Below are 19086 nucleotides of genomic sequence, written 5' to 3' on the forward strand. Positions count from 1 at the left end.
ATTGAAAAAAGGCGACATTTTAGAACTTGAAATTACCTCATATGCTTTTGAAGGCAAAGGAGTTGCTAAAATTATAACGGATATCAATCCGATTGCCCCTGATAGTTCAAAACGTTACGTAATTTTTGTTAAAAACGGATATCCCGGCGACGTAGTAAAAGCCCGTTTAAAAAAAATTAAGAAGTCGTATGCGGAAGCCGAAGCAGTTTCGATTCTGAAAAAATCGGCTCATCGCACCGAACCACGCTGTAAATACTTTGGAGTGTGCGGTGGTTGCAAACAACAGGACCTCGACTATAATATTCAATTGAAATACAAAAGCGAACAGGTTGACGAAATATTCCGCCATATTGCAGGTTTAAATGACTTCGAAACTCTTCCCATCATTCCTTCCGACAAAATCTTTTTTTATCGGAACAAGATGGAGTTTTCGTTTGCAAATAAACGCTGGCTCTCGGATTATGAAATTAATTCAATGCAGGAGATTGATGACAAAAATTTTGCTCTTGGACTTCACATTCCGGGTATGTACGACAAAGTTCTCGATATTGATGAATGCTTTTTGCAATCTGAAATCAGCAACGATATACTGAATTTTACGCGTAATTATTTCAAAGAAAGAGATGTTACAATTTATTCAACTGATACACATACGGGTTATCTGCGCAATCTCGTAATTAAACAATCTTTCCATAATAACGATTTAATGGTAAATCTGGTAACTTCGGAAGAGAATTCTGAATTAATGAGAGAATACAGCAAAGCGATTAAAGCAAATTTTCCAGCTGTTACATCATTGATAAATAACATCAGTAAAAAGAAATCGCAGGTGGCAACGGGCGACTACGAAATCGTTCTCTTCGGAAACGGATTTATATACGATGCAATCGGTGAAAAAATTTTTCGTATAAGCGCCAATTCTTTTTTCCAGACAAATACATTGCAGGCAGAAAAGCTCTATAACACTGCACTTGAATTTGCAAATCTAAAAAGCGACGAAATTGTTTATGACCTTTATTCTGGTGCAGGCACAATACCAATTTTTATAGCGGAAAGGGCGGGTTTTATTTACGGATTTGAAAACGTTGCCTCTGCAACTGAAGATGCTCGAATTAATATCGAGTTGAACAACATTACAAACTTCACACCATTCTTAGCCGACCTGAACAAATCCTTCTTACCAATTATAGACGAAAATAAAATTCCCTTGCCCCAGGTTTTAATTGCTGATCCGCCACGCAGCGGTATGAACCCAAAAACGGTCAACGATATTTTAAGCATTCATCCTCCCAGAATTGTATACATAAGTTGCAACCCCGCAACTCAGGCACGTGATATAAAACTCCTTTGTAACGGCGGATATAAATTACTCAAGATTAGACCCGTGGATATGTTCCCGCACACATATCACATTGAAAATGTAGCTTTGCTGGAATACACAAAATAAAAGGATTATTTTATGATAAACAAAACAATAGGAGCTATTGCCTGGCATGATTTAACTGTAGAGAATGCCGAAGGCATTAAAAATTTTTATGAAAAAGTTACGGGCTGGAAATCCCAGCCAGTGAATATGGGTAATTACGACGATTACAATATGATGATTCCTTCGGAAGATTATCCCGCAGCTGGAATTTGCCATAAAAGAGAAAAGAATTCAAATTTACCCTCTCAGTGGATGATTTATATCAATGTGGAGAATCTGGACGCAAGCATTGATGCCTGTATTGTAAACGGCGGCAAAGTTATCTCCGGACCAAAGATAATTAAAGGAATGGGTAAATATTGCTTAATCGAGGATCCTGCTGGCGCATGTTGTGCACTCTTTGAACACGAATAAAATGAAACTTTTTTCTCTGGTGTGATGAATAAAAGTGCCAGAGTCAAATAATTTTCTGAAAAGAGATGAAAAAAGAATTGATAAAAAAACTCGAGTCCACTTTTAGATATTCAAGTTCGTCCGATGAATTATTCGACGCATTTACCGAAGCCGTAAGATGCGGAATAGACGATCTGGAAGTATTTAAAATATTATTAGGCAATCCGACCCTGAATCTCGACGAAATAAAAATGTACACCGAAAAATTGATTCGAGATTTCAATCACAAGAAATACGACCTGGCAATCTGGACTGCAAAAATTCTGGAAAATAATGCCGACGAATACGAGTATCTCGAAAGCGCTATTGAGTATTACAAAAAAGCGATGACCGCTAATCCAGCTGCGCACGAACCCCTTATAAATCTTCTCGGCCTTTATAATTTTGACCTCGACTTGCCGACAAATTCAAAGATAATTGAATTAGTTAAAACAAATGTTAAGAACGTTGAACTAAAAAGTAAAGTATATCAATCGCTTGCTAATCATTATAAACGATTAAAGGATTTCCAGAACGAAGCCCGCTATACAGCACTTGCCGAAAAAGCAGCCGAGCAGGAAAGGAAATCGAAAAAGACTCAGTAATAATAACCAATCGTAAAATAGAAGAAAGGTTCACCCTTGACCAGAATGTTTTTAGGTAATCGGTCTTTAAAGAAAAAACTCCTGCCTGCGGAAAAATCTGCCGGCCCAATCGGAGTGTCGAACGACAGTGTAAATCCTAATCCATGCTTCAGGTCTTTGTACCTAATTGCTTCCCGCTTTTCCCAAACCGAGCCGATATCGTATCGAAGTTTCAAATAGGTATCGAAAAATATTTTTACAGGCAATTTATATCTGTACTCTGCAGAAATGTTTAGTATTTGTCTGCCTTTGTATTCATCATTTCGGAAACCGAAAAACATGTTCTGTCCACCCAGAGAAAATTGTTGCGTTAAGGGCAATGTATTGTCGCCCACTCCAACGGTTGTTTTGAATGTAAATGTGTGCGATGGCAGAGGGCTGAAAACATTCTTGTAATCGAAAAATATTTTTGTATAACTGACGTCGCCGCCCAGCGAGGCTTGAGCTGTTTCATAATAAGTTTTAAGATAAACACCCCGTGTTGGGAAAGGATAATCGTTTTGTGTATCGACTGCAATAGAAAATCTAAGAGCAGATATAACCGTGCTACCCGTCAGATCTTCAGCGTTCGATTTATTTTTAATTCTGTCTTCCTGAAAACGAGCTTCTACCATTAAATTTCCAAACCTTTTTACCTGCGCTCCAATCCCGAACGTTCCACCCAGGAAAATTTGTCTGTATTCACCCGATTTTATCCGTTTAAATTCATTAAAAGCTGCGGTTGAATCGTCTTTGTAAATATTAATATCATTAAATTCATAAATTGCTCTCACTTTGTAAGTCATATAAGTATCGAAAACTCGATTTGCTTTATGTTCAATGATAAACGATCGATTCCTGATCCCACCCGAAACTATTGCTCCAATTTCGGTACCTGTACCATTAAAATTTTCGTCGCGCACATCCACAGAAAACTGGGTGAAGTTTTCATTGTCTACACGCATTCCAAATCGAATTATACTCGACGGGCGCTCAATCATTTTCAACGAAAGGATATTTTTTTCGCCTTTTCTATCGACTGTCAATTCGATCTGTTCAAACAAGTCCGTACTTCTCAAATTCATCAAACCCAATTCGGCTTCTCTTAGAATAAAAGGCTTACCCTGTTTAATTGGGAACTCGCGCAGTATAATTTCTCTTTTTGCTCTATATTTCCCTGTTAATTTTATTTCGTCAATCACGCCTTCTTCTATCAAAAATTTCAAAATACCGCTTTGTTCGTCGAAATCTACCTTTTTTATTTCTGCTATCGGGAAACCTGCATTGCGATAGTAATTGATTATTTTTAGAGCAACTTCAAATAGTTGCCTCGGGCTGGCGGGTTTTCCTATCTGATTCCTAACAATCTGCATCAATTGATATCTCGAAACTGCAGAATCTCCAGTGAATTCCACTTTCATGACCTGAGGATATTCATCTTTAATTAACCTGAGATACGTTGTGTCGTTTATTATTTCAAATTCGAAAGCTGCTTTTTTTAGTCCGTAATCTTTTTTTATACGATATAAAATCAAAGTCAGCCTGCTGCTGTCGATAGAATCAATTATCGTTTGATAATCGAAGTATTTGTCTATATGGTCTTTCGCGTGTAGTTTTAAATTATAATAAACTGTGGGATTTTTAATTTTTTTCTTAAAATGTTTGAGATAAAGATTCGTTATCTCTTCCTTCTTTTCCTTAGCGGCAAGATAACCTTTTTGAATCAACTCATTAATATTTTTGAAATCGGTATTTCTGACACCCATCAGTTCAGGTTGAATTACAATATCGGCATTTTCGAGTTGTTCTTTGTTGAGCAGGTGCATTGGTATGCTGATTAGCTGATCGGCAAGAATCCATGGATAATTAAGTTCGCTTTCCGAATAAAGCGGGCTTACGGCATTTCCTGCAATGACGATATCTGCACCGAGACGTCGTGTTTCTTTTACAGGAATATTGGCAACTATACCGCCATCGACAAGTGTAAGCGAATCAAATTGAACCGGCGGTAATAGAAACGAAACACTGGAACTGGCTTGCATAGCAAGTCCCAGAGAACCTTTGTCGATAATTACTTCCCTGCCGTTAACAAGATCGGTACAAACCGCTCTGTATCTGTATATCAGTTTATCGAAATCATCCGATTTTACAGGCGCATTTAACGCAAGCAAATTTAAAAATGCCGATCCTTTCAAACCGGAATTTAGAGACCTTGGAATTATTGGCTTTAAGCCTTCGAGTCTTAAAGATAAAATTGCCCTATCTTGAGTAATTTTTTGATCGACAAAAAGTTCGTTCCTGTTGGAACTTTCAGAGGTAAAAAGTCCATTCCAGTCGGTGTTCGAAGCGATTGAATCGAGATCGTCAATTGAATATCCAGAGGAATAGAGTCCGCCGATAATACTGCCCATACTTGTGCCCATAATCATGTCGATTGGAAGATCGATTTCTTCAAGGAATTTTAAAATTCCGATTTGAGTTAATGCCCTTGCCCCGCCACCACTGAGTGCTAATCCAACGTATGGTCTATTCGCAAGAATTTGTTCTTCCAGTCCGAATGGCAGGGATCTGTTTTCAAGTTCAAGGCACAGCGTGTCTTTCCGCTGCGCCATAATTAGAGATAAACAGGAAAAGAATAATGTAATTAAAAGACGTTTCACATTTCGACTCGTAGTCGATTATTTTTTTCTTTTTCTGGATTTCGATTGAATCTGTTTTTGTGCCTTTGCCTGCTTTTCGGCTGCTTCGAGCATACGTGCCATGAATCCTTGCTTTTTACCAGGATTGGCCACTGGCACCAGTTCAATATCGCCTTTTTTGTGATTTATATAATATTGCTGTCCAATCGACAATAAATTGAACATAAAGTAATAAAGATTGAGCCCGGAGGGGAATCCCATAAACATCAAAGTAAACATTATGGGCATTATATAAACCAAAGCCTTTTGTGAAGGGTCTTTAACACTCTGCTTTTGTTGAATAAACATCGTTATACCGAGCAGCAAAGCTAAGCCACTGACTACGTCGATATTAAAAAGAGGCACCCTGAAGGGTAATTTGAAAATAACATCTGGCGCTGAAAGATTGTCGATCCAGAGCATAAACGGCTGCTGCCTGATGTCGATGGCTACATTAAACAAACTCCACAAAGCTATAAGTATAGGCATCTGAAGCAGCATCGGGAAACATCCGCCCATTGGATTGATGCCGTAGGTCGAATAAAGTTTCATCGTTTCTTTCTGTAATCTTTGCGGGTCGTCTTTATACTTTTCCTTCAACTCATTTATCTTCGGCTGTAAAAGCTGCATTTTTTTCATCGACTTCATACTCTGCTTTGTAAGTGGATGCAGAGCAAATTTTACTATTATCGAAAGTAATATGATTACGAATCCGTAATTTGGAATAAACTCATGGAGGAATTTCATCAAAGGCAAAAGAAAATATTCAGAAATGGGACGAATTATAATTTTCAATCCCAGAAAACTTCCGAAATCGACAAGTGCTTCGAAGTTTCTGCCGTATACTTTTAGTGTATTGTATTCTACAGGTCCAATGTAAAGTTTAAACGAATCTTTCTGGTAACTTTGATTTTTGAACGGTACCTTTAGACTTACGTTGTAATATTCCCTGACGTCTTCACCTTTAACCACATGCGTCCCCTCGACGTAAGCGCCACCGTCGTCGTTTGGACTATCAGGCGAAATTATAATTGAAAAATATTTACTTTTTACTGCAGCCCAATCGACTTTACCGTTAATATCCTTAGATACTTTTTCATCCGGACTGGAAGCATCGACAACCACCTGTTCGCCCCCGGCATAAATAGAGGCATTTGTGTAATGCGCTTCGTCAACAGAATTTTTTTCGGTGAAGTTTATTCCATTAGTCCACGCAACGTCGTATCTGAAACTGCTTATGATGTCCTGAAAATTAGCAAATTCGATATCGATATCGGCAGCATAATCATTGCCAAAAAATTTGAAGGTTTTTATAATTTCTTTTCCATCGGTTCCTTCAAATTTATATTTCAACACCAGTGAATCGTTCTCGTCGAGTTTATAAAAATAGTTGCTGGACTCGGAGAAAAAATCAAGATTGGAAGTATTGACAAGTTTTCCGTCTTTTGTAACAAAAATCAAATTGAAATCTCCGCCGTTATCAGGATTAATCAATTGAACATGTCTGTTATAAAAATCGCTCTCATCATATTTTTTGTGGTACCACGTTTCGTAATTTTTTAGATAATATTTTCGAATCTTGGCACCTTTGCTGGTCAATTCGATTCTTGCAAGTTTTGTATCGATTGTAATTATTTTTTCGGGAAGTTGTACTGTTTCAAAGGGAAGAGTTTCATTTTCTTCGGCAATCGAGTCCTTTTTCACTTCTTTCGATTTTTCAGCGGGAAGAGTATCCTTACCTGCCTTTGAAGTATCGTTAGCTACCAACGTTGAATCCTTTGACTCTGGTAATGCCGGAGGGGGAGTGGGTGAATTGAGATAGAGCCATACTACTAAAATAACTCCGATAAGTATGAATGCAATTGTTGATTGTCTGTCCATAAAATTTACCTTTAAAATTAATCGAGAGGATCGTACCCACCTTTATTGAACGGATTACATCTTAATATTCTCCAGATAGATTTAATACCCCCTTTGATTACACCGTATTTAGTAAATGCCTGAACCGAATATTCCGAACAAGTGGGATAAAAGCGGCACGACGGGGGGAACATTGGGGAAATTGCCTTCTGATAAAATTTAATTAAGTAGATAAACAAGTACTTCATTTTAATTCGAGCCTGTCTTTAACTTTTTTCATCAAATCTACGATTTCCGGCATAATTTCGCTCAACTTGACTTTTTTATTTATGGTCTGATTCATTGAATGAGATGCAAACACAAGCAGCAATTTAATTTTATTTGCCTTGCATAATTCTGTCAGTATAAATTTATTGAGGCGATACGATTCGCGCATCAGTCTTTTAATTCTGTTTCTCCAAACAGCATTGCCGCTTTTTCGAGCTACCGCATAAGCTGTTTTAACACCTGGTTCGTCTGCCAGAAATTCAGCGTAATAGACCACTTTCAACTTTTTTGAAGGAGAGATTAATAAATTTCCTTTATTATAAACTAATTCGAAATCTTTTTTCCTTTTGATTCTTTCTTTGGCAGAAAGACCATATTGCTTCAAAATAAACCTCTTTGAAGTCCCGAATTTGAGGGGACGCTTACAGGGCAAAAATTAACGCTCGTCGCTTACTGTAAGTCTCTTTCTTCCTTTTGCTCTTCTTCTGGCTAAAACTTTACGCCCATTTTTTGTGGACATTCTTTCACGGAAACCGTGTTTATTCCTTCTTTTTCTATTACTCGGTTGAAATGTTCTTTTCATAATTCACCTAATTTAATCGTTCGAAACGTGCAAAAGTAAACATTTTAGACGTAATTAACAAACCAATGGTGGGGAGGTATATGGACATAAAAAAGGCGGCAATCTCAGCAAACTGCCCAGCCGATAAACAGTCCGCCGGAAAAACCGCCGCCTTGTTACTTTAGAATCAATTTGAATGCCAATTCTGTTTCGTTCGTTTTTACGCGTCTTTTTTCAATAATTCTGTCCTGTTGTGAGTCGTAATTCGATAATGAGACACTTCGTTCGCTATTCAATTCATTATTTATTTAATTTAAATGCTAAAAAAAATTACTTTTGATTATTTTTGCAACGAAAACCAATTTAAGGAGTCTAAAGACACCAAATTGAAAACCGGGAGTGGTAATGTTTTCTTTATTACTAATTTTATTAATACAGTTACTTACGACTAACACAGAAGCAGCCTGTAGAGCTCCTACGATTAAAGCATTTAAGCTCGAGAATACCGAAATCCACCTGGACGGTAAAATTATCGAACAGATATGGCAATATCTGCCAATCGACAATTTTACACAACGTGACCCTAACGAAGGAATGCCTGCTTCGGAACGAACTGAAGTTTGGATTGCTTACGACGACGAGTATTTATACATAGCAGCGAAACTATACGACAGCCATCCGGAATTAATCGATGCAAGCTTAACGCGTAAAGACAATTATATTCTTTCTGATTGGTTTGGATTTTATGTAGACCCGTACAACGATAAAAAAAGCGGCTTCTTTTTTGCAGTCAATGCCGGCGGCTCGGTTATTGACGGTATTCTATTTAACGACAGCTGGGACGACGATACATGGGATGGCATTTGGGAAGCTAAAACAAGTATAGAAGATTTCGGCTGGTCAGTAGAAATAAAAATCCCATTTTCACAATTACGATTCAAAGAAGAAAACAAGATGAAATGGGGTGTGAATTTTGCGCGCGAAATAAAAAGGAAAAACGAACGCTCATACTTTGTAATGGTACCAAAGAATGAAAGCGGCTTCGTTTCCCATTTTGCCACTCTGGAAGGCATTAACGGAATTAAAGCGACACAAAAGATTGAAGTGCTCCCTTATTTATTGCAAAAGACTCAATTCTTAGTTCACGACGCCGGCGATCCTTTTTATAAATCGAATCAATTTAAAACTTACGCTGGAGCCGACATTAAACTTGGCATCGGCTCTAACCTTAACATGAATTTAACTATCAATCCGGATTTTGGACAGGTGGAAGTAGATCCCGCAGTTATTAATTTATCGGCATTCGAATCTTATTTTCGCGAAAAAAGACCTTTCTTTGTTGAAGGCGCCGACTTGTTCTACTTCGGCATCGGTGGCTCGAACAGCAACTGGAATTTCAATTTCGGTTGGCCAGAACTTTTTTATTCCAGGAGAATCGGGAAAACACCTACTGGCAATCTACCTGATGAATACGATTACGCAGATTTTCCGGGCGAAACACGGATTTTAGGCGCCGCAAAAATTTCAGGAAAAATCAACCAGTCAACTACCATCGGTGCAATATCGGCTTTGACAGAAAGAACGTTTGCTAAAATTTATTCCCAAAATAATATTTCGGAATATGAAGTAGAACCCCTTACACACTATGGAGTATTAAGATTAAAACGAGAATTCAACGAGGGTAAACAATCGCTCGGTTTAATGTTTACATCGGTAAACCGCGATTTACACGACAACGACCTTAAAGAATTGCTTTCAAGACAGGCATACACTATTGGACTCGATGGCTGGAGCTTTCTCGATGACGATAAACAGTACGTTTTATCTGGAGCATTTGCAGGTTCTTACATCGAAGGTACAAAAGAATTTCTAATAAACCTTCAAGAAAGACCGCATCGGTATTTCCAGAGGCCGGATGCTTCTTTCTCACGCCTCGATTCAACACGGACTTCGCTTGCAGGATATTTCGGGAGATTAATGCTCAACAAACAACACGGCAATTTTTATTTCAACATGGCATTGGGTGCGGCTTCTCCAGGATTCGAATTTAACGACCTTGGATTTCAATGGTTAGCCGACAGATTAAATGGACACGTTGTTATTGGCTATCGCTGGTACGAACCTGCAAAAATTTTCAGAGAAAAATTTATCTACGCAGCTCATTCTCGCTCATTCGATTACGACGGCAATCTTCTCAATAATTTCTTGTGGTTCAGAAGCGGAGGAACTTTTCATAATTACCATAATATTCGAATCAGCGGCCATTATTCTTTTGAAAAATATACAAAAACTCTTACACGCGGTGGACCTCTTGCAATCGACCCGGCTAATTACTCGGTAGATATTTCCTTCGGCACCGACAATAGAAATAAAATCGCCTTCGATTTTGATTATGAATATTCGGCTAACGACGCTGGTAGTAATTCGATTGAACTTCAACTCGAAATCGACTGGAAGCCGACTTCACAAATCAATTTGATCTTCGAACCGGAATACAAATTCGGATACGAAACACGACAATGGATCGATGCTTTTGACGATCCAACTGCAACGGCAACTTATAACAAAAGATACGTCTTCGGTAAAATTAAACAAGACGTGCTTTCGGCAAATATCCGTCTCAACTGGACATTCACCCCAACATTAAGCCTACAGCTTTACCTGCAACCTTTTTTGGCCGTCGGTAAATACAGCGAGTTCAAAGAACTTGCTCAACCAGGAACAGACAATTTTATAAATTATACGCATTTCAGGTACGACAGTGCCGAAAATATTTATTATATTGACCCTGACGGCGAAGGAGACGCTGAAGAAATTTCTTTTGAAAATCCCGATTTCAATTATAAATCTCTCAGAGGCAATGCGGTTCTCCGCTGGGAATTTGTTCCAGGTTCCATATTTTATTTTGTATGGTCACACAATCAAACTAATTACGATTACGCTGGTAACTTCGACTTTTCGAGAGATATAAAAAGTTTGTGGAAATCAACCGGCGACGATATCTTCTTAGTTAAATTTTCTTACTGGATAAATATTTAGTGAAAAAGAATATTAAATACTTTTTGTTGATAATTTTACTGCTTGGATGTGAAAGAGGTAGTGATCTTATAGGACCTCTGGAATCTGAGCGGGGCAAAATTATCGACTACGAAAAAATTGCCACATACAATTCCGATCTGCTACTTACTCTTGCTTCAGAGTACGACGACGACAATATATCAAATATTACTTCGAACAAAAGTATTCATGATGTCGAAGTTTATAAAATAATCTATAACACGGTTGGGTACGATAACAAAATTGAAATGGCTTCTGGAATAGTGTTTATTCCTGTGGGAACTAATAATTTATCGATGATAAGCATTCAGCACGGAACCCAAACAAATCGCAAAAGAGTTGGCTCGGTGAACCCGTTATTTGCGCTCGAAGGATTAATTGCTGCGGCGTTGGGCTATTACGCTTGCGAACCCGATTATCTTGGACTCGGCATTTCAGAAATTGTGCATCCTTATCATCATTATCAAACTTCTGCAAATTCGGTAATCGATTTTTTACGCGCCGCCAGAGAATTTGCATACATTCAGAATTTAACACTGAATGGGAAACTCTTTTTAGCCGGCTATTCAGAGGGTGGTTACGTAACGATGGCTGTTCAAAGAGAAATTGAACTTAACCATAGAAATGAATTTAACATCACAGCATCAGCGCCAATGGCAGGCGCTTACGATCTGGAACTAACGGCAACAAAAATTCTTGAAAATGATTATTATCCACAACCCGCTTTCTTAGCTTACCTTATTTATGCTTATTCAAAAATTTATAAATGGAACGACTTGAATTACTTTTTTAACGAACCTTACGCCTCAGCCATGCACGAACTCTTTGACGGCTCGAAAAACATAGAGATGATTAATGAATCACTCCCGAAAGAGCTCAAACAATTGCTTGCGCCAGAATTCCTCTCTTCGATACAAAACAAAACTGAGAAACGACTCCTACCAAAATTGAAAGAAAACAGTTTAATAAATTGGAGCCCCTCGACTCCAATGCGACTTTATCACGGCGATAAAGACGACTTTGTACCTGTCGAAAATTCGTATCTGGCTTACGATTACTTTTCGGCACACGGTGCAAATGTGGATTTAATTATCATTCACAACGGAACTCATTATACAAGCGCCGTCCCTGCTCTTATCGATTTAATTCTTTGGTTCGACAGCTTTAATCAATCGCACTTCTATGTACAAAACTAAACTGTGGAAAGTAAATATTCTTTCAGGTCGCTGTAATTGGAACTAAGTTCGATGCTTTTCTTTTGTTTATCGAGACAAGTTGCAAGCCGTTGAGGAACATCAATTTCAACTCCAAGTTCCTCTTCAATTACATCTTTGAATTTTGCAGGGTGTGCAGTTTCGAGAACCACTTTATTAAATTTAGCCGTCGCTCTAACAATCTCGTAGTCCTTTAGCGCCATATATCCCACCGCACCATGTGGATCGAGGATATATCCATATTTTTCGTAAACTTCTTTAATGCCCCGTCGTGTCTGGACGTCGTCAAAGGATCTGGAGTGAATATCTCGTTGAATTTCCGAAAGTCGGTTGCCGTATAATTCCCGTATACGCGCAAGATTACTCGGATTTCCGACGTCCATAGCATTTGAAAGCGTTTGAACGGAAGGATGCGGCTGGAAAATTCCGGTATTGACAAAATCGGCAAACACGTGATTGCTATTTACTGCACCAATAAATTTTGTAATCGGTAATCCCATTTTCTTTGCAATCAAACCGGCGGTGAGATTGCCAAGATTGCCAGAGGGTACAGAAAAGACTGAGTGAATTGTTTTATTGGGAATTTGTTTATAAGCCTCGAAATAATAAAAGGATTGAGGCAGCAATCGAGCAATGTTAATCGAATTTGCCGAAGTCAAATTCAATTTCGATGCAAGTTCTTTATCAATAAATGCGCTCTTCACAAGACGCTGGCAATCGTCGAATGTGCCTTCGATTTCAAGGGCTGTTATGTTCTTGTTTAACGTTGTTAATTGTTTTTCCTGAATTAAACTTACCTTTCCTTTTGGATAAAGAATATAAACATTAATTCCGGGAGTTTCATAGAAACCGTACGCAACAGCACTACCGGTATCTCCTGATGTAGCCACCAGAATATTTAGACTTTCCCCTTTTTTCTTCACAAAATATCCCATCGTTTTAGCCATAAAGCGGGCACCGAAATCTTTAAATGCAAGCGTAGGACCGTGAAAGAGTTCAAGTACCATTAAATCGTCTTTTAGATTAACTAATGGAGCTGGAAAGTTGATTGCCTGTTGTATAATATCCGAAAGGTCGCTTTCGCCTATTTCATTGCCGACAAATTTTTCCGCAATTCTGAAGGCAATTTCCTGAAATTGATAGTTTTCAATCGAATCAATCATTTCTTTCTGGAGTATGGGAATTTCGACGGGCATAAAAAGGCCACCGTCTTTTGCCAGCCCTTGCAAAACCGCCGTTTCGAAATTGACAATATTTTTTTTGTCGTTTGTACTATAGAATTTCATTATAAAACCATCGGACCTTTTTTATTAATTTTTGATACGTAAATTTTGCCTTCGAAGCCCGCAGATTTTACAGCTTTCAACATTGCGTTTGCAATTACGCGCGCATGCGACTCGCTTCTCGAAAAAGCAAACATCGAAGGACCAGAACCAGTAATGTTACAATTAATAGCTCCCTTTTCCAGAGCTGCATTTCTCACTTCGTCGTAGCATGGTATTAATGCCGCTCGTTTCGGCTCGGCAAAGTAATCGATAATCGACCTGGCAATTAAATCGTAATCCGATGTAATTAGACCAGCAATTAAAGCCGAGGCATTACCTGCCTGTGCAATTGCTTTTTTTATGCTAACATTTTTACTTATTAGTTTACGAGCCTCGCAGGTTTTTATTTCTATATTGGGATAAACAATTGAACAATGGAGATCTTCAGGATAGTCAATTTTTATTATATCAATCGGATTATAACTTCGAATCAATACGAATCCTCCGTAAAGGCAGGGAGCAACATTGTCCGCATGAATACTGCGACTGGCAATAAATTCTCCTTTGAGAGCATGTTCCAGAAGTTCATAAAGAGATAATCTAAGTTCGAGAAGTTCATTTAGAGCAAAAACGCCGGCTACTGCGCTCGCAGCGCTCGAGCCCAATCCGCTACCGATTCCCATCTTTTTATGTATCGTTACATCCAGCCCAACATTTATTCTGTACTTTTTCAATAAAGATAGCATGGCACCAGTTGTAGTATTTTTATCCACTTCATAAGGAAGGTAGCCATTGTCGCCAAAGATTTTTACTATCCGTATTTCTTTGCGGTCTGTTAATTTTACAGTAACCTCGTCGCCGGGATTGTGAAGGGCAAAACCCATCATGTCGAATCCTGGACCAACATTAGAAACCGAAGCCGGAGCAAATACTTTAATCGACTTAGAGCTCATCGAAGTACCCTTTTGCTTTCATTAATTCGGCAATCAAAATAGTGCCTCCCGCAGCACCTCTTACTGTATTGTGTGAAAGGACAACGAACTTATAATCAAAAAGTGGGCATTTTCGTAATCGTCCAACTGAAATTGACATTCCTCCGCCCAGATTGCGGTGTATTCTCGGTTGCGGATAGTTTGACTGTTCGAAATAGATAATTGGTTTTGCCGGCGTCAGCGGCAAATTTAATTCCTGAGGCACTGATCGAAAGTTATTCCATACTTCAATAATATCTTGCGGCTCGGCTTTGGTTTTCAGTTTAATCTGAATATTTTCTGTATGACCGTCAAGTACGGCAACTCTGTTGCATTGAGCACTAATTTTAATATTGGCATACTCAATCGAATCATCTTTCAATTTTCCGAAAATTTTGAGCGGTTCGGTTTCCATTTTTTCTTCTTCGCCTCCGATAAAAGGCACTACATTGTCGAGGATGTCCAGACTCGGTAAACCTGGATATCCTGCGCCCGAGATAGCCTGCAATGTAACCACATTGACGGCTTCTATCCCAAAATTATCAATAATTGGTTTGAGTGCAAGCGCCATCCCAATCGTTGAACAATTTGGATTTGTTACAATTGCTCCTTTATGTTTTTGAGATTTAATCAGTTCGATATGCTCGGGATTAATTTCGGGAATAATCAACGGAACGTCTTTGTCGAAACGGTGATTACGCGCGTTGGAAATTACTATGCAACCGTCTTCGGCGTACATTTTTTCAATATCACCCGCAACTGAAGAATCGAGTCCCGAAAAAAGTATACGCGCCGTTAAACCAGTTTCACATTTCTTAACAATCATATTTTCTATTTGAGGAGGAATAGGTGTAGCCATAATCCAGTTGACGGCGTCTTTATATTTTTTTCCGGCGGATCTATCGGAAGCGCAAAGTTCAACAACTTCAAACCACGGATGATTTGCCAGCATTTCGATAAATCTTTGTCCAACGCTGCCAGTAGCTCCCAATACTGCCACAGGTATTTTACTTTCTTTCATATTTTCACCGTTTTATAGTTTTTAATAAACTTTTATGAAGCACATTAAGTGCTTTTGAAATATCTTTCCTATCAATAATAAGCGAAATATTCAACTCCGAAGAACCCTGAGCAATGGCAATAATATTAATATTGTTCTTGCCGAGTGCCTGAAATACTTTTCCAGCTATACCCGGAGTGCGTCTCATGTTTTCGCCCACAACAGCTATGATCGATAAATTTTCCTCTAACGAGAGCCGACTGATTTTGCCTTCCATAATTTCGAATTTAAATTCTTCTTCGATGGCTTTTATCGAAGTTTTTCCCATCGAAGGAGGAATGGCAATACAGATCGAATGTTCGGAGGAAGCCTGTGAGATTAAAATTATATTCACATTGTAGCGAGCAAGTGCAGTAAATAATCTGCCTGCAATACCAGTGACCCCGACCATACCGCCGCCCGATATACCAATCAATGAAACGTTGTCGATTGAAGAAATTCCTTTAACGGTCATGTCGGAACTCTGTTCCCGTCGAATGATTCTTGTACCCGGGAATTCTGGATTGAATGTATTCTTAATTACAATTTCAATATTCTTTTTCAGAGCTGGCAAAATCGTTGGAGGATAAATTACTTTTGCGCCGAAGTGGGACAATTCCATCGCTTCTTCATAAGTAACTGTGGATAGAGGAAAGGCACCTTTGACCTTGCGCGGGTCGGCAGTAAGTATACCGTCGACGTCAGTCCAGATCTCAATCTTTTTTGCATTCAAAGCCGCCCCGAAAATTGATGCTGTGTAATCGGAACCGCCTCTACCGAGTGTAGTTATTTCGTTATCGATTGTCGATGCTATGAAGCCGGTGATTATCTGCAGTTTCTTGTGCTTTGAAAAATATCTTTTAATTTTATTGTAGGTTACTTTTTCATTTACTTTTGCATTTCCGAAATTGTCGTCTGTCTTTATCAATTTACTGGCATCCAGGTATTCACAATCTATTCCCCTTTTTTGCATTGTATAAGAGATAATAGAACACGATAATTTTTCTCCGAAGCTTTGAATAAAGTCGAGTGTTTTAGGCGAAACTTCGCGTACGAGATAAGCGCCGTGCAAAATTTCTTTCAATTCTCCGAATAAACTGCGGAGCAATTTTTCAATATCTGGCAAGTCTTCAGTTCTATTCAGATCTGCTGCTACTTTCAAATGAAGTTCTACAAGCGAATCGAATTCTTCTTTGTATGAATTGTCCCTGCTATCTGCTTTGCGAGCTATCTCAATCAACTTATCCGTAACGCCTTGAAATGCTGAAAAAACAACTGCAATTTTTTTCCCGTTATTCAGATAATAGTTCGTAAGAATATCGATTACGCTGTTTATTCTTTCCGAATTACCTACACTTGATCCACCAAATTTTAATATAGTCATACTCATTCACCTGTTAAATTTTAATGAAAAAGCTTGGATTGTGTGCCGTAAATCAGCACGTCGTGACATGCGTTTGCGTGGACGTCGTTGTTGTACGCAGTTCTGCTTTTTTGCCGCGCGGGGTAGTCGGCAAAATCTTATATGGGGTTGTTATATAGGAACTGCTCGAATGCACTTGCAAAATCTCAAAATTTTGGATTTTATTATAAGAATCGTTCGGGACAGTTTCAACAGATTTTATTAAAAAATTATTTTTTTTGATTAATTGCCAATAAAATCTCTTCTCGATTATCGGTGGGCAGTGTGCATGAAAAATCCTTGCAAAGATAGTAGATCGTCTTTTGGGAATCGAGTTTGTAATTCTCAAGCCATGGCGCTCTTTCAATCATTTTCTCAATGTTATTTTTGTCGACATGAAGATAATAGAGGTTTGAGTTTTTCCTTAACTGCGAGATAAATTTTTGCTCTGGCTTATTTCCAGAAATCAATAAAAGAGAAGTATCTTTGGAATGAAATTTCATAATACCACGCAGAAAATATGTATACCCGATCGAACTTTTATTTAACGAGGAAGAAAATGCTTTAATCGAATTTACTGCCAGTTCTCTATTATTACCTGTAATAAAATAAAGTTCGATTAAATTTAGCAACTGAATCGAATTCCCCGACGGGATTGCGCCGTCGTAAGCAAATTTTAATCTTATTGTATTCTCTTCTGGCCGATTGTAAAAAAATCCCCCTTCAGATTTGTCTTCGAATAAATCCGTAAGTATATCGTTAATTTGAAGTGCTCGAAAAAGATAATCTTCGTTCAGAGTGGTTTTGTAGAGTTCGAGAGCGGCTTTAATTAAATACGCATAATCGTCGAGAAAACCGGGAATTTTATTCTCGGAATAATGATACAATTGATTATTGACAAAAGCATGGTCTATCAAATATGCGAAAGCTTTTTCAGCGCTTGCAATCATTTCTTTATTTTCGAGAATCGAGCCCGCCAAAGCAAGCGACGAGATAACCATTGAATTCCAGTCTGTTAAAATTTTTTCGTCTCTTAAAGGTTTGATTCTTTTGCTCCTGGCTTCGAGTAAAATTTTTCTTATGGACTCAATTTTATCTCTTCCGTATTGAACACGAAGTATGTCAGATCTTTGTTGCAAGAAGAAGATATTTTTCCTCGTTGGATTTCCAGTCGATTCGTTGCGGTGATTGCCCTCCTCTGAAAAGTTAAATATTTCCCGAGCAATCCCGTAATCGTTCCCCAAAAGCGACTTGATTTCATCTGAAGTCCAGAGATAATATTTTCCTTCTTCCCCTTCACTGTCGGCATCCAGTGCCGAATAAAATGCACCTTCAGAAGAGGTCATTTCGTTTTTAATAAATTCATATACTTCTTTAACCGTATCGGCATAAAAGCTATCGCCAGTTTTTGCATAAGCGAGTGCGTAAACTTCGATCAATGAAGCCTGATCGTAAATCATTTTTTCGAAGTGAGGAAGGAACCATTTTTTGTCCGTCGAATAACGATGAAATCCAAAGCCGATTTGATCGTATATTCCGCCTTTTCTCATTTCAGTGAGAGTTTTTTCAACCATTTCATTTGCCTGCCGATTATTGTAATCGAGAAGAAAGAGAAGGTTGTGAGGTGCAGGAAATTTTGGAGCAGTTCCGAAACCTCCGTACTCGGCATCGAAATTCAATTTCAGTGTTTCGAATGCTTTGTCGATAATCGAATTGTCAAAGGCTTCGCTTGTCGAAGATTCAAAATGTTTGATAATGGTTGATGATATTTCATCGGAAGTACGCAATAACAGACTTCTGTCTTTGTTCCATAAATCGATTATTCTGTTCAATAGATCGACAAAACCGATTCTCCCGTAATATGAATACTTCGGGAAATAAGTGCCGGCGTAAAATGGCTTTCTATCGGGTGTAAGAAAAATCGAAAGAGGCCAGCCTCCCCTGCCCGTAATCAACTGGCAGGCGGTCATGTAAATTGAGTCAATGTCGGGACGTTCTTCCCTGTCGACTTTAATCGAAATAAAATGTTTATTGAGAAGTTCGGCTACTTCTTCGTCTTCAAAAGATTCGTGAGCCATAACATGGCACCAATGACAGGTTGAATAACCGATAGAAAGAAAGACAGGCTTGTCTTCCCTTTGAGCGATACGGAAAGCTTCGTCGCACCACGCATACCAATTGACAGGATTATCTGCGTGTTGTCTTAAATATGGCGATTTCTCGTTTTTTAAGCGATTAATTTTCTCTTCCTTTCGGAAAAAAAAGCTCCACACTCAATAGTATGGAGCAA

15 protein-coding genes are annotated in these 19086 nt (G+C 38.5%); 5 read left to right on the forward strand and 10 right to left on the reverse strand.

Translation table 11 applies throughout. The features are described 5' to 3' along the window. Position 1 precedes the first annotated feature (1 nt). From rlmD to ACUN8G_RS09690, 3 genes are all read left to right on the forward strand, one after another. On the forward strand, positions 2–1447 hold the full coding sequence (gene rlmD, locus ACUN8G_RS09680) for a 23S rRNA (uracil(1939)-C(5))-methyltransferase RlmD (protein WP_437346871.1): 1446 nt from the start codon (positions 2–4) through the stop codon (positions 1445–1447). Positions 1448–1459: 12 nt separating this feature from the next. Beyond that, complete coding sequence (locus tag ACUN8G_RS09685) at positions 1460–1840, forward strand: VOC family protein (RefSeq protein ID WP_437346872.1); 381 nt, start codon at positions 1460–1462, stop codon at positions 1838–1840. 65 nt (positions 1841–1905) lie between these two features. Further along, positions 1906–2463 (forward strand): hypothetical protein, encoded by a 558-nt coding sequence (locus ACUN8G_RS09690; RefSeq protein ID WP_437346873.1) that lies wholly within the window; start codon positions 1906–1908, stop codon positions 2461–2463. On the opposite strand, the gene ACUN8G_RS09695 is transcribed toward ACUN8G_RS09690, so the two are convergent. From ACUN8G_RS09695 to rpmH, 5 genes are read right to left on the reverse strand one after another with little or no spacing between them, the layout of a single operon-like run. Beyond that, the gene (locus tag ACUN8G_RS09695) at positions 2457–5141 is read right to left on the reverse strand and encodes a patatin-like phospholipase family protein (protein ID WP_437346874.1); all 2685 of its coding nucleotides are present in this window, start codon (positions 5139–5141) and stop codon (positions 2457–2459) included. The two genes, ACUN8G_RS09690 and ACUN8G_RS09695, sit on opposite strands and share 7 nt — an antisense overlap. An 18-nt stretch (positions 5142–5159) precedes the next feature. Beyond that, positions 5160–7040, reverse strand: coding sequence for a membrane protein insertase YidC (yidC, locus tag ACUN8G_RS09700; RefSeq protein WP_437346875.1), 1881 nt, complete (start codon positions 7038–7040; stop codon positions 5160–5162). A 17-nt stretch (positions 7041–7057) separates the two neighbouring features. Continuing rightward, positions 7058–7267: a membrane protein insertion efficiency factor YidD gene (gene yidD, locus ACUN8G_RS09705; RefSeq protein ID WP_437346876.1), complete on the reverse strand. Its 210-nt coding sequence runs from the start codon at positions 7265–7267 to the stop codon at positions 7058–7060. Beyond that, positions 7264–7671: a ribonuclease P protein component gene (locus tag ACUN8G_RS09710; protein WP_437346877.1), complete on the reverse strand. Its 408-nt coding sequence runs from the start codon at positions 7669–7671 to the stop codon at positions 7264–7266. The genes yidD and ACUN8G_RS09710 overlap by 4 nt, the downstream gene beginning before the upstream one ends. Before the next feature lie 51 nt (positions 7672–7722). After that, the gene (rpmH, locus tag ACUN8G_RS09715; RefSeq protein ID WP_437346878.1) at positions 7723–7869 is read right to left on the reverse strand and encodes a 50S ribosomal protein L34; all 147 of its coding nucleotides are present in this window, start codon (positions 7867–7869) and stop codon (positions 7723–7725) included. A 384-nt stretch (positions 7870–8253) separates the two neighbouring features. Between rpmH and ACUN8G_RS09720 the strand changes: the two genes are divergently transcribed. Continuing rightward, positions 8254–10887, forward strand: a complete 2634-nt coding sequence (locus ACUN8G_RS09720; RefSeq protein ID WP_437346879.1) for a DUF5916 domain-containing protein — start codon at positions 8254–8256, stop codon at positions 10885–10887. Further along, positions 10887–12101 (forward strand): lipase family protein, encoded by a 1215-nt coding sequence (locus ACUN8G_RS09725; RefSeq protein WP_437346880.1) that lies wholly within the window; start codon positions 10887–10889, stop codon positions 12099–12101. The genes ACUN8G_RS09720 and ACUN8G_RS09725 overlap by 1 nt, the downstream gene beginning before the upstream one ends. On the opposite strand, the gene thrC is transcribed toward ACUN8G_RS09725, so the two are convergent. The 5 genes from thrC to ACUN8G_RS09750 form a co-directional block, all read right to left on the reverse strand. Then, positions 12098–13405 carry a threonine synthase gene (thrC, locus tag ACUN8G_RS09730; RefSeq protein ID WP_437346881.1) on the reverse strand — a complete coding sequence of 436 codons (1308 nt, stop codon included), beginning with the start codon at positions 13403–13405 and terminating at the stop codon, positions 12098–12100. The two genes, ACUN8G_RS09725 and thrC, sit on opposite strands and share 4 nt — an antisense overlap. Then, positions 13405–14337 carry a homoserine kinase gene (locus ACUN8G_RS09735; RefSeq protein ID WP_437346882.1) on the reverse strand — a complete coding sequence of 311 codons (933 nt, stop codon included), beginning with the start codon at positions 14335–14337 and terminating at the stop codon, positions 13405–13407. The genes thrC and ACUN8G_RS09735 overlap by 1 nt, the downstream gene beginning before the upstream one ends. Beyond that, complete coding sequence (gene asd, locus ACUN8G_RS09740; RefSeq protein ID WP_437346883.1) at positions 14327–15376, reverse strand: aspartate-semialdehyde dehydrogenase; 1050 nt, start codon at positions 15374–15376, stop codon at positions 14327–14329. The genes ACUN8G_RS09735 and asd overlap by 11 nt, the downstream gene beginning before the upstream one ends. 4 nt (positions 15377–15380) lie before the next feature. Next, on the reverse strand, positions 15381–16778 hold the full coding sequence (locus ACUN8G_RS09745; protein ID WP_437346884.1) for an aspartate kinase: 1398 nt from the start codon (positions 16776–16778) through the stop codon (positions 15381–15383). 248 nt (positions 16779–17026) lie between these two features. Then, positions 17027–19069: a thioredoxin domain-containing protein gene (locus tag ACUN8G_RS09750; protein WP_437346885.1), complete on the reverse strand. Its 2043-nt coding sequence runs from the start codon at positions 19067–19069 to the stop codon at positions 17027–17029. Positions 19070–19086: the final 17 nt, after the last annotated feature.

The organism is Melioribacter sulfuriphilus (genome assembly GCF_052656625.1).

Bases quoted from the DNA above. Each gene is read 5' to 3' on its own strand.
- ACUN8G_RS09745 (WP_437346884.1), bottom strand. From the start codon at position 16,778: ATGACTATATTAAAATTTGGTGGATCAAGTGTAGGTAATTCGGAAAGA.
- yidC (WP_437346875.1), bottom strand. From the start codon at position 7,040: ATGGACAGACAATCAACAATTGCATTCATACTTATCGGAGTTATTTTA.
- ACUN8G_RS09720 (WP_437346879.1), top strand. From the start codon at position 8,254: ATGTTTTCTTTATTACTAATTTTATTAATACAGTTACTTACGACTAAC.
- rpmH (WP_437346878.1), bottom strand. From the start codon at position 7,869: ATGAAAAGAACATTTCAACCGAGTAATAGAAAAAGAAGGAATAAACAC.
- ACUN8G_RS09685 (WP_437346872.1), top strand. From the start codon at position 1,460: ATGATAAACAAAACAATAGGAGCTATTGCCTGGCATGATTTAACTGTA.
- ACUN8G_RS09690 (WP_437346873.1), top strand. From the start codon at position 1,906: ATGAAAAAAGAATTGATAAAAAAACTCGAGTCCACTTTTAGATATTCA.
- asd (WP_437346883.1), bottom strand. From the start codon at position 15,376: ATGAAAGAAAGTAAAATACCTGTGGCAGTATTGGGAGCTACTGGCAGC.
- thrC (WP_437346881.1), bottom strand. From the start codon at position 13,405: ATGAAATTCTATAGTACAAACGACAAAAAAAATATTGTCAATTTCGAA.
- ACUN8G_RS09735 (WP_437346882.1), bottom strand. From the start codon at position 14,337: ATGAGCTCTAAGTCGATTAAAGTATTTGCTCCGGCTTCGGTTTCTAAT.
- yidD (WP_437346876.1), bottom strand. From the start codon at position 7,267: ATGAAGTACTTGTTTATCTACTTAATTAAATTTTATCAGAAGGCAATT.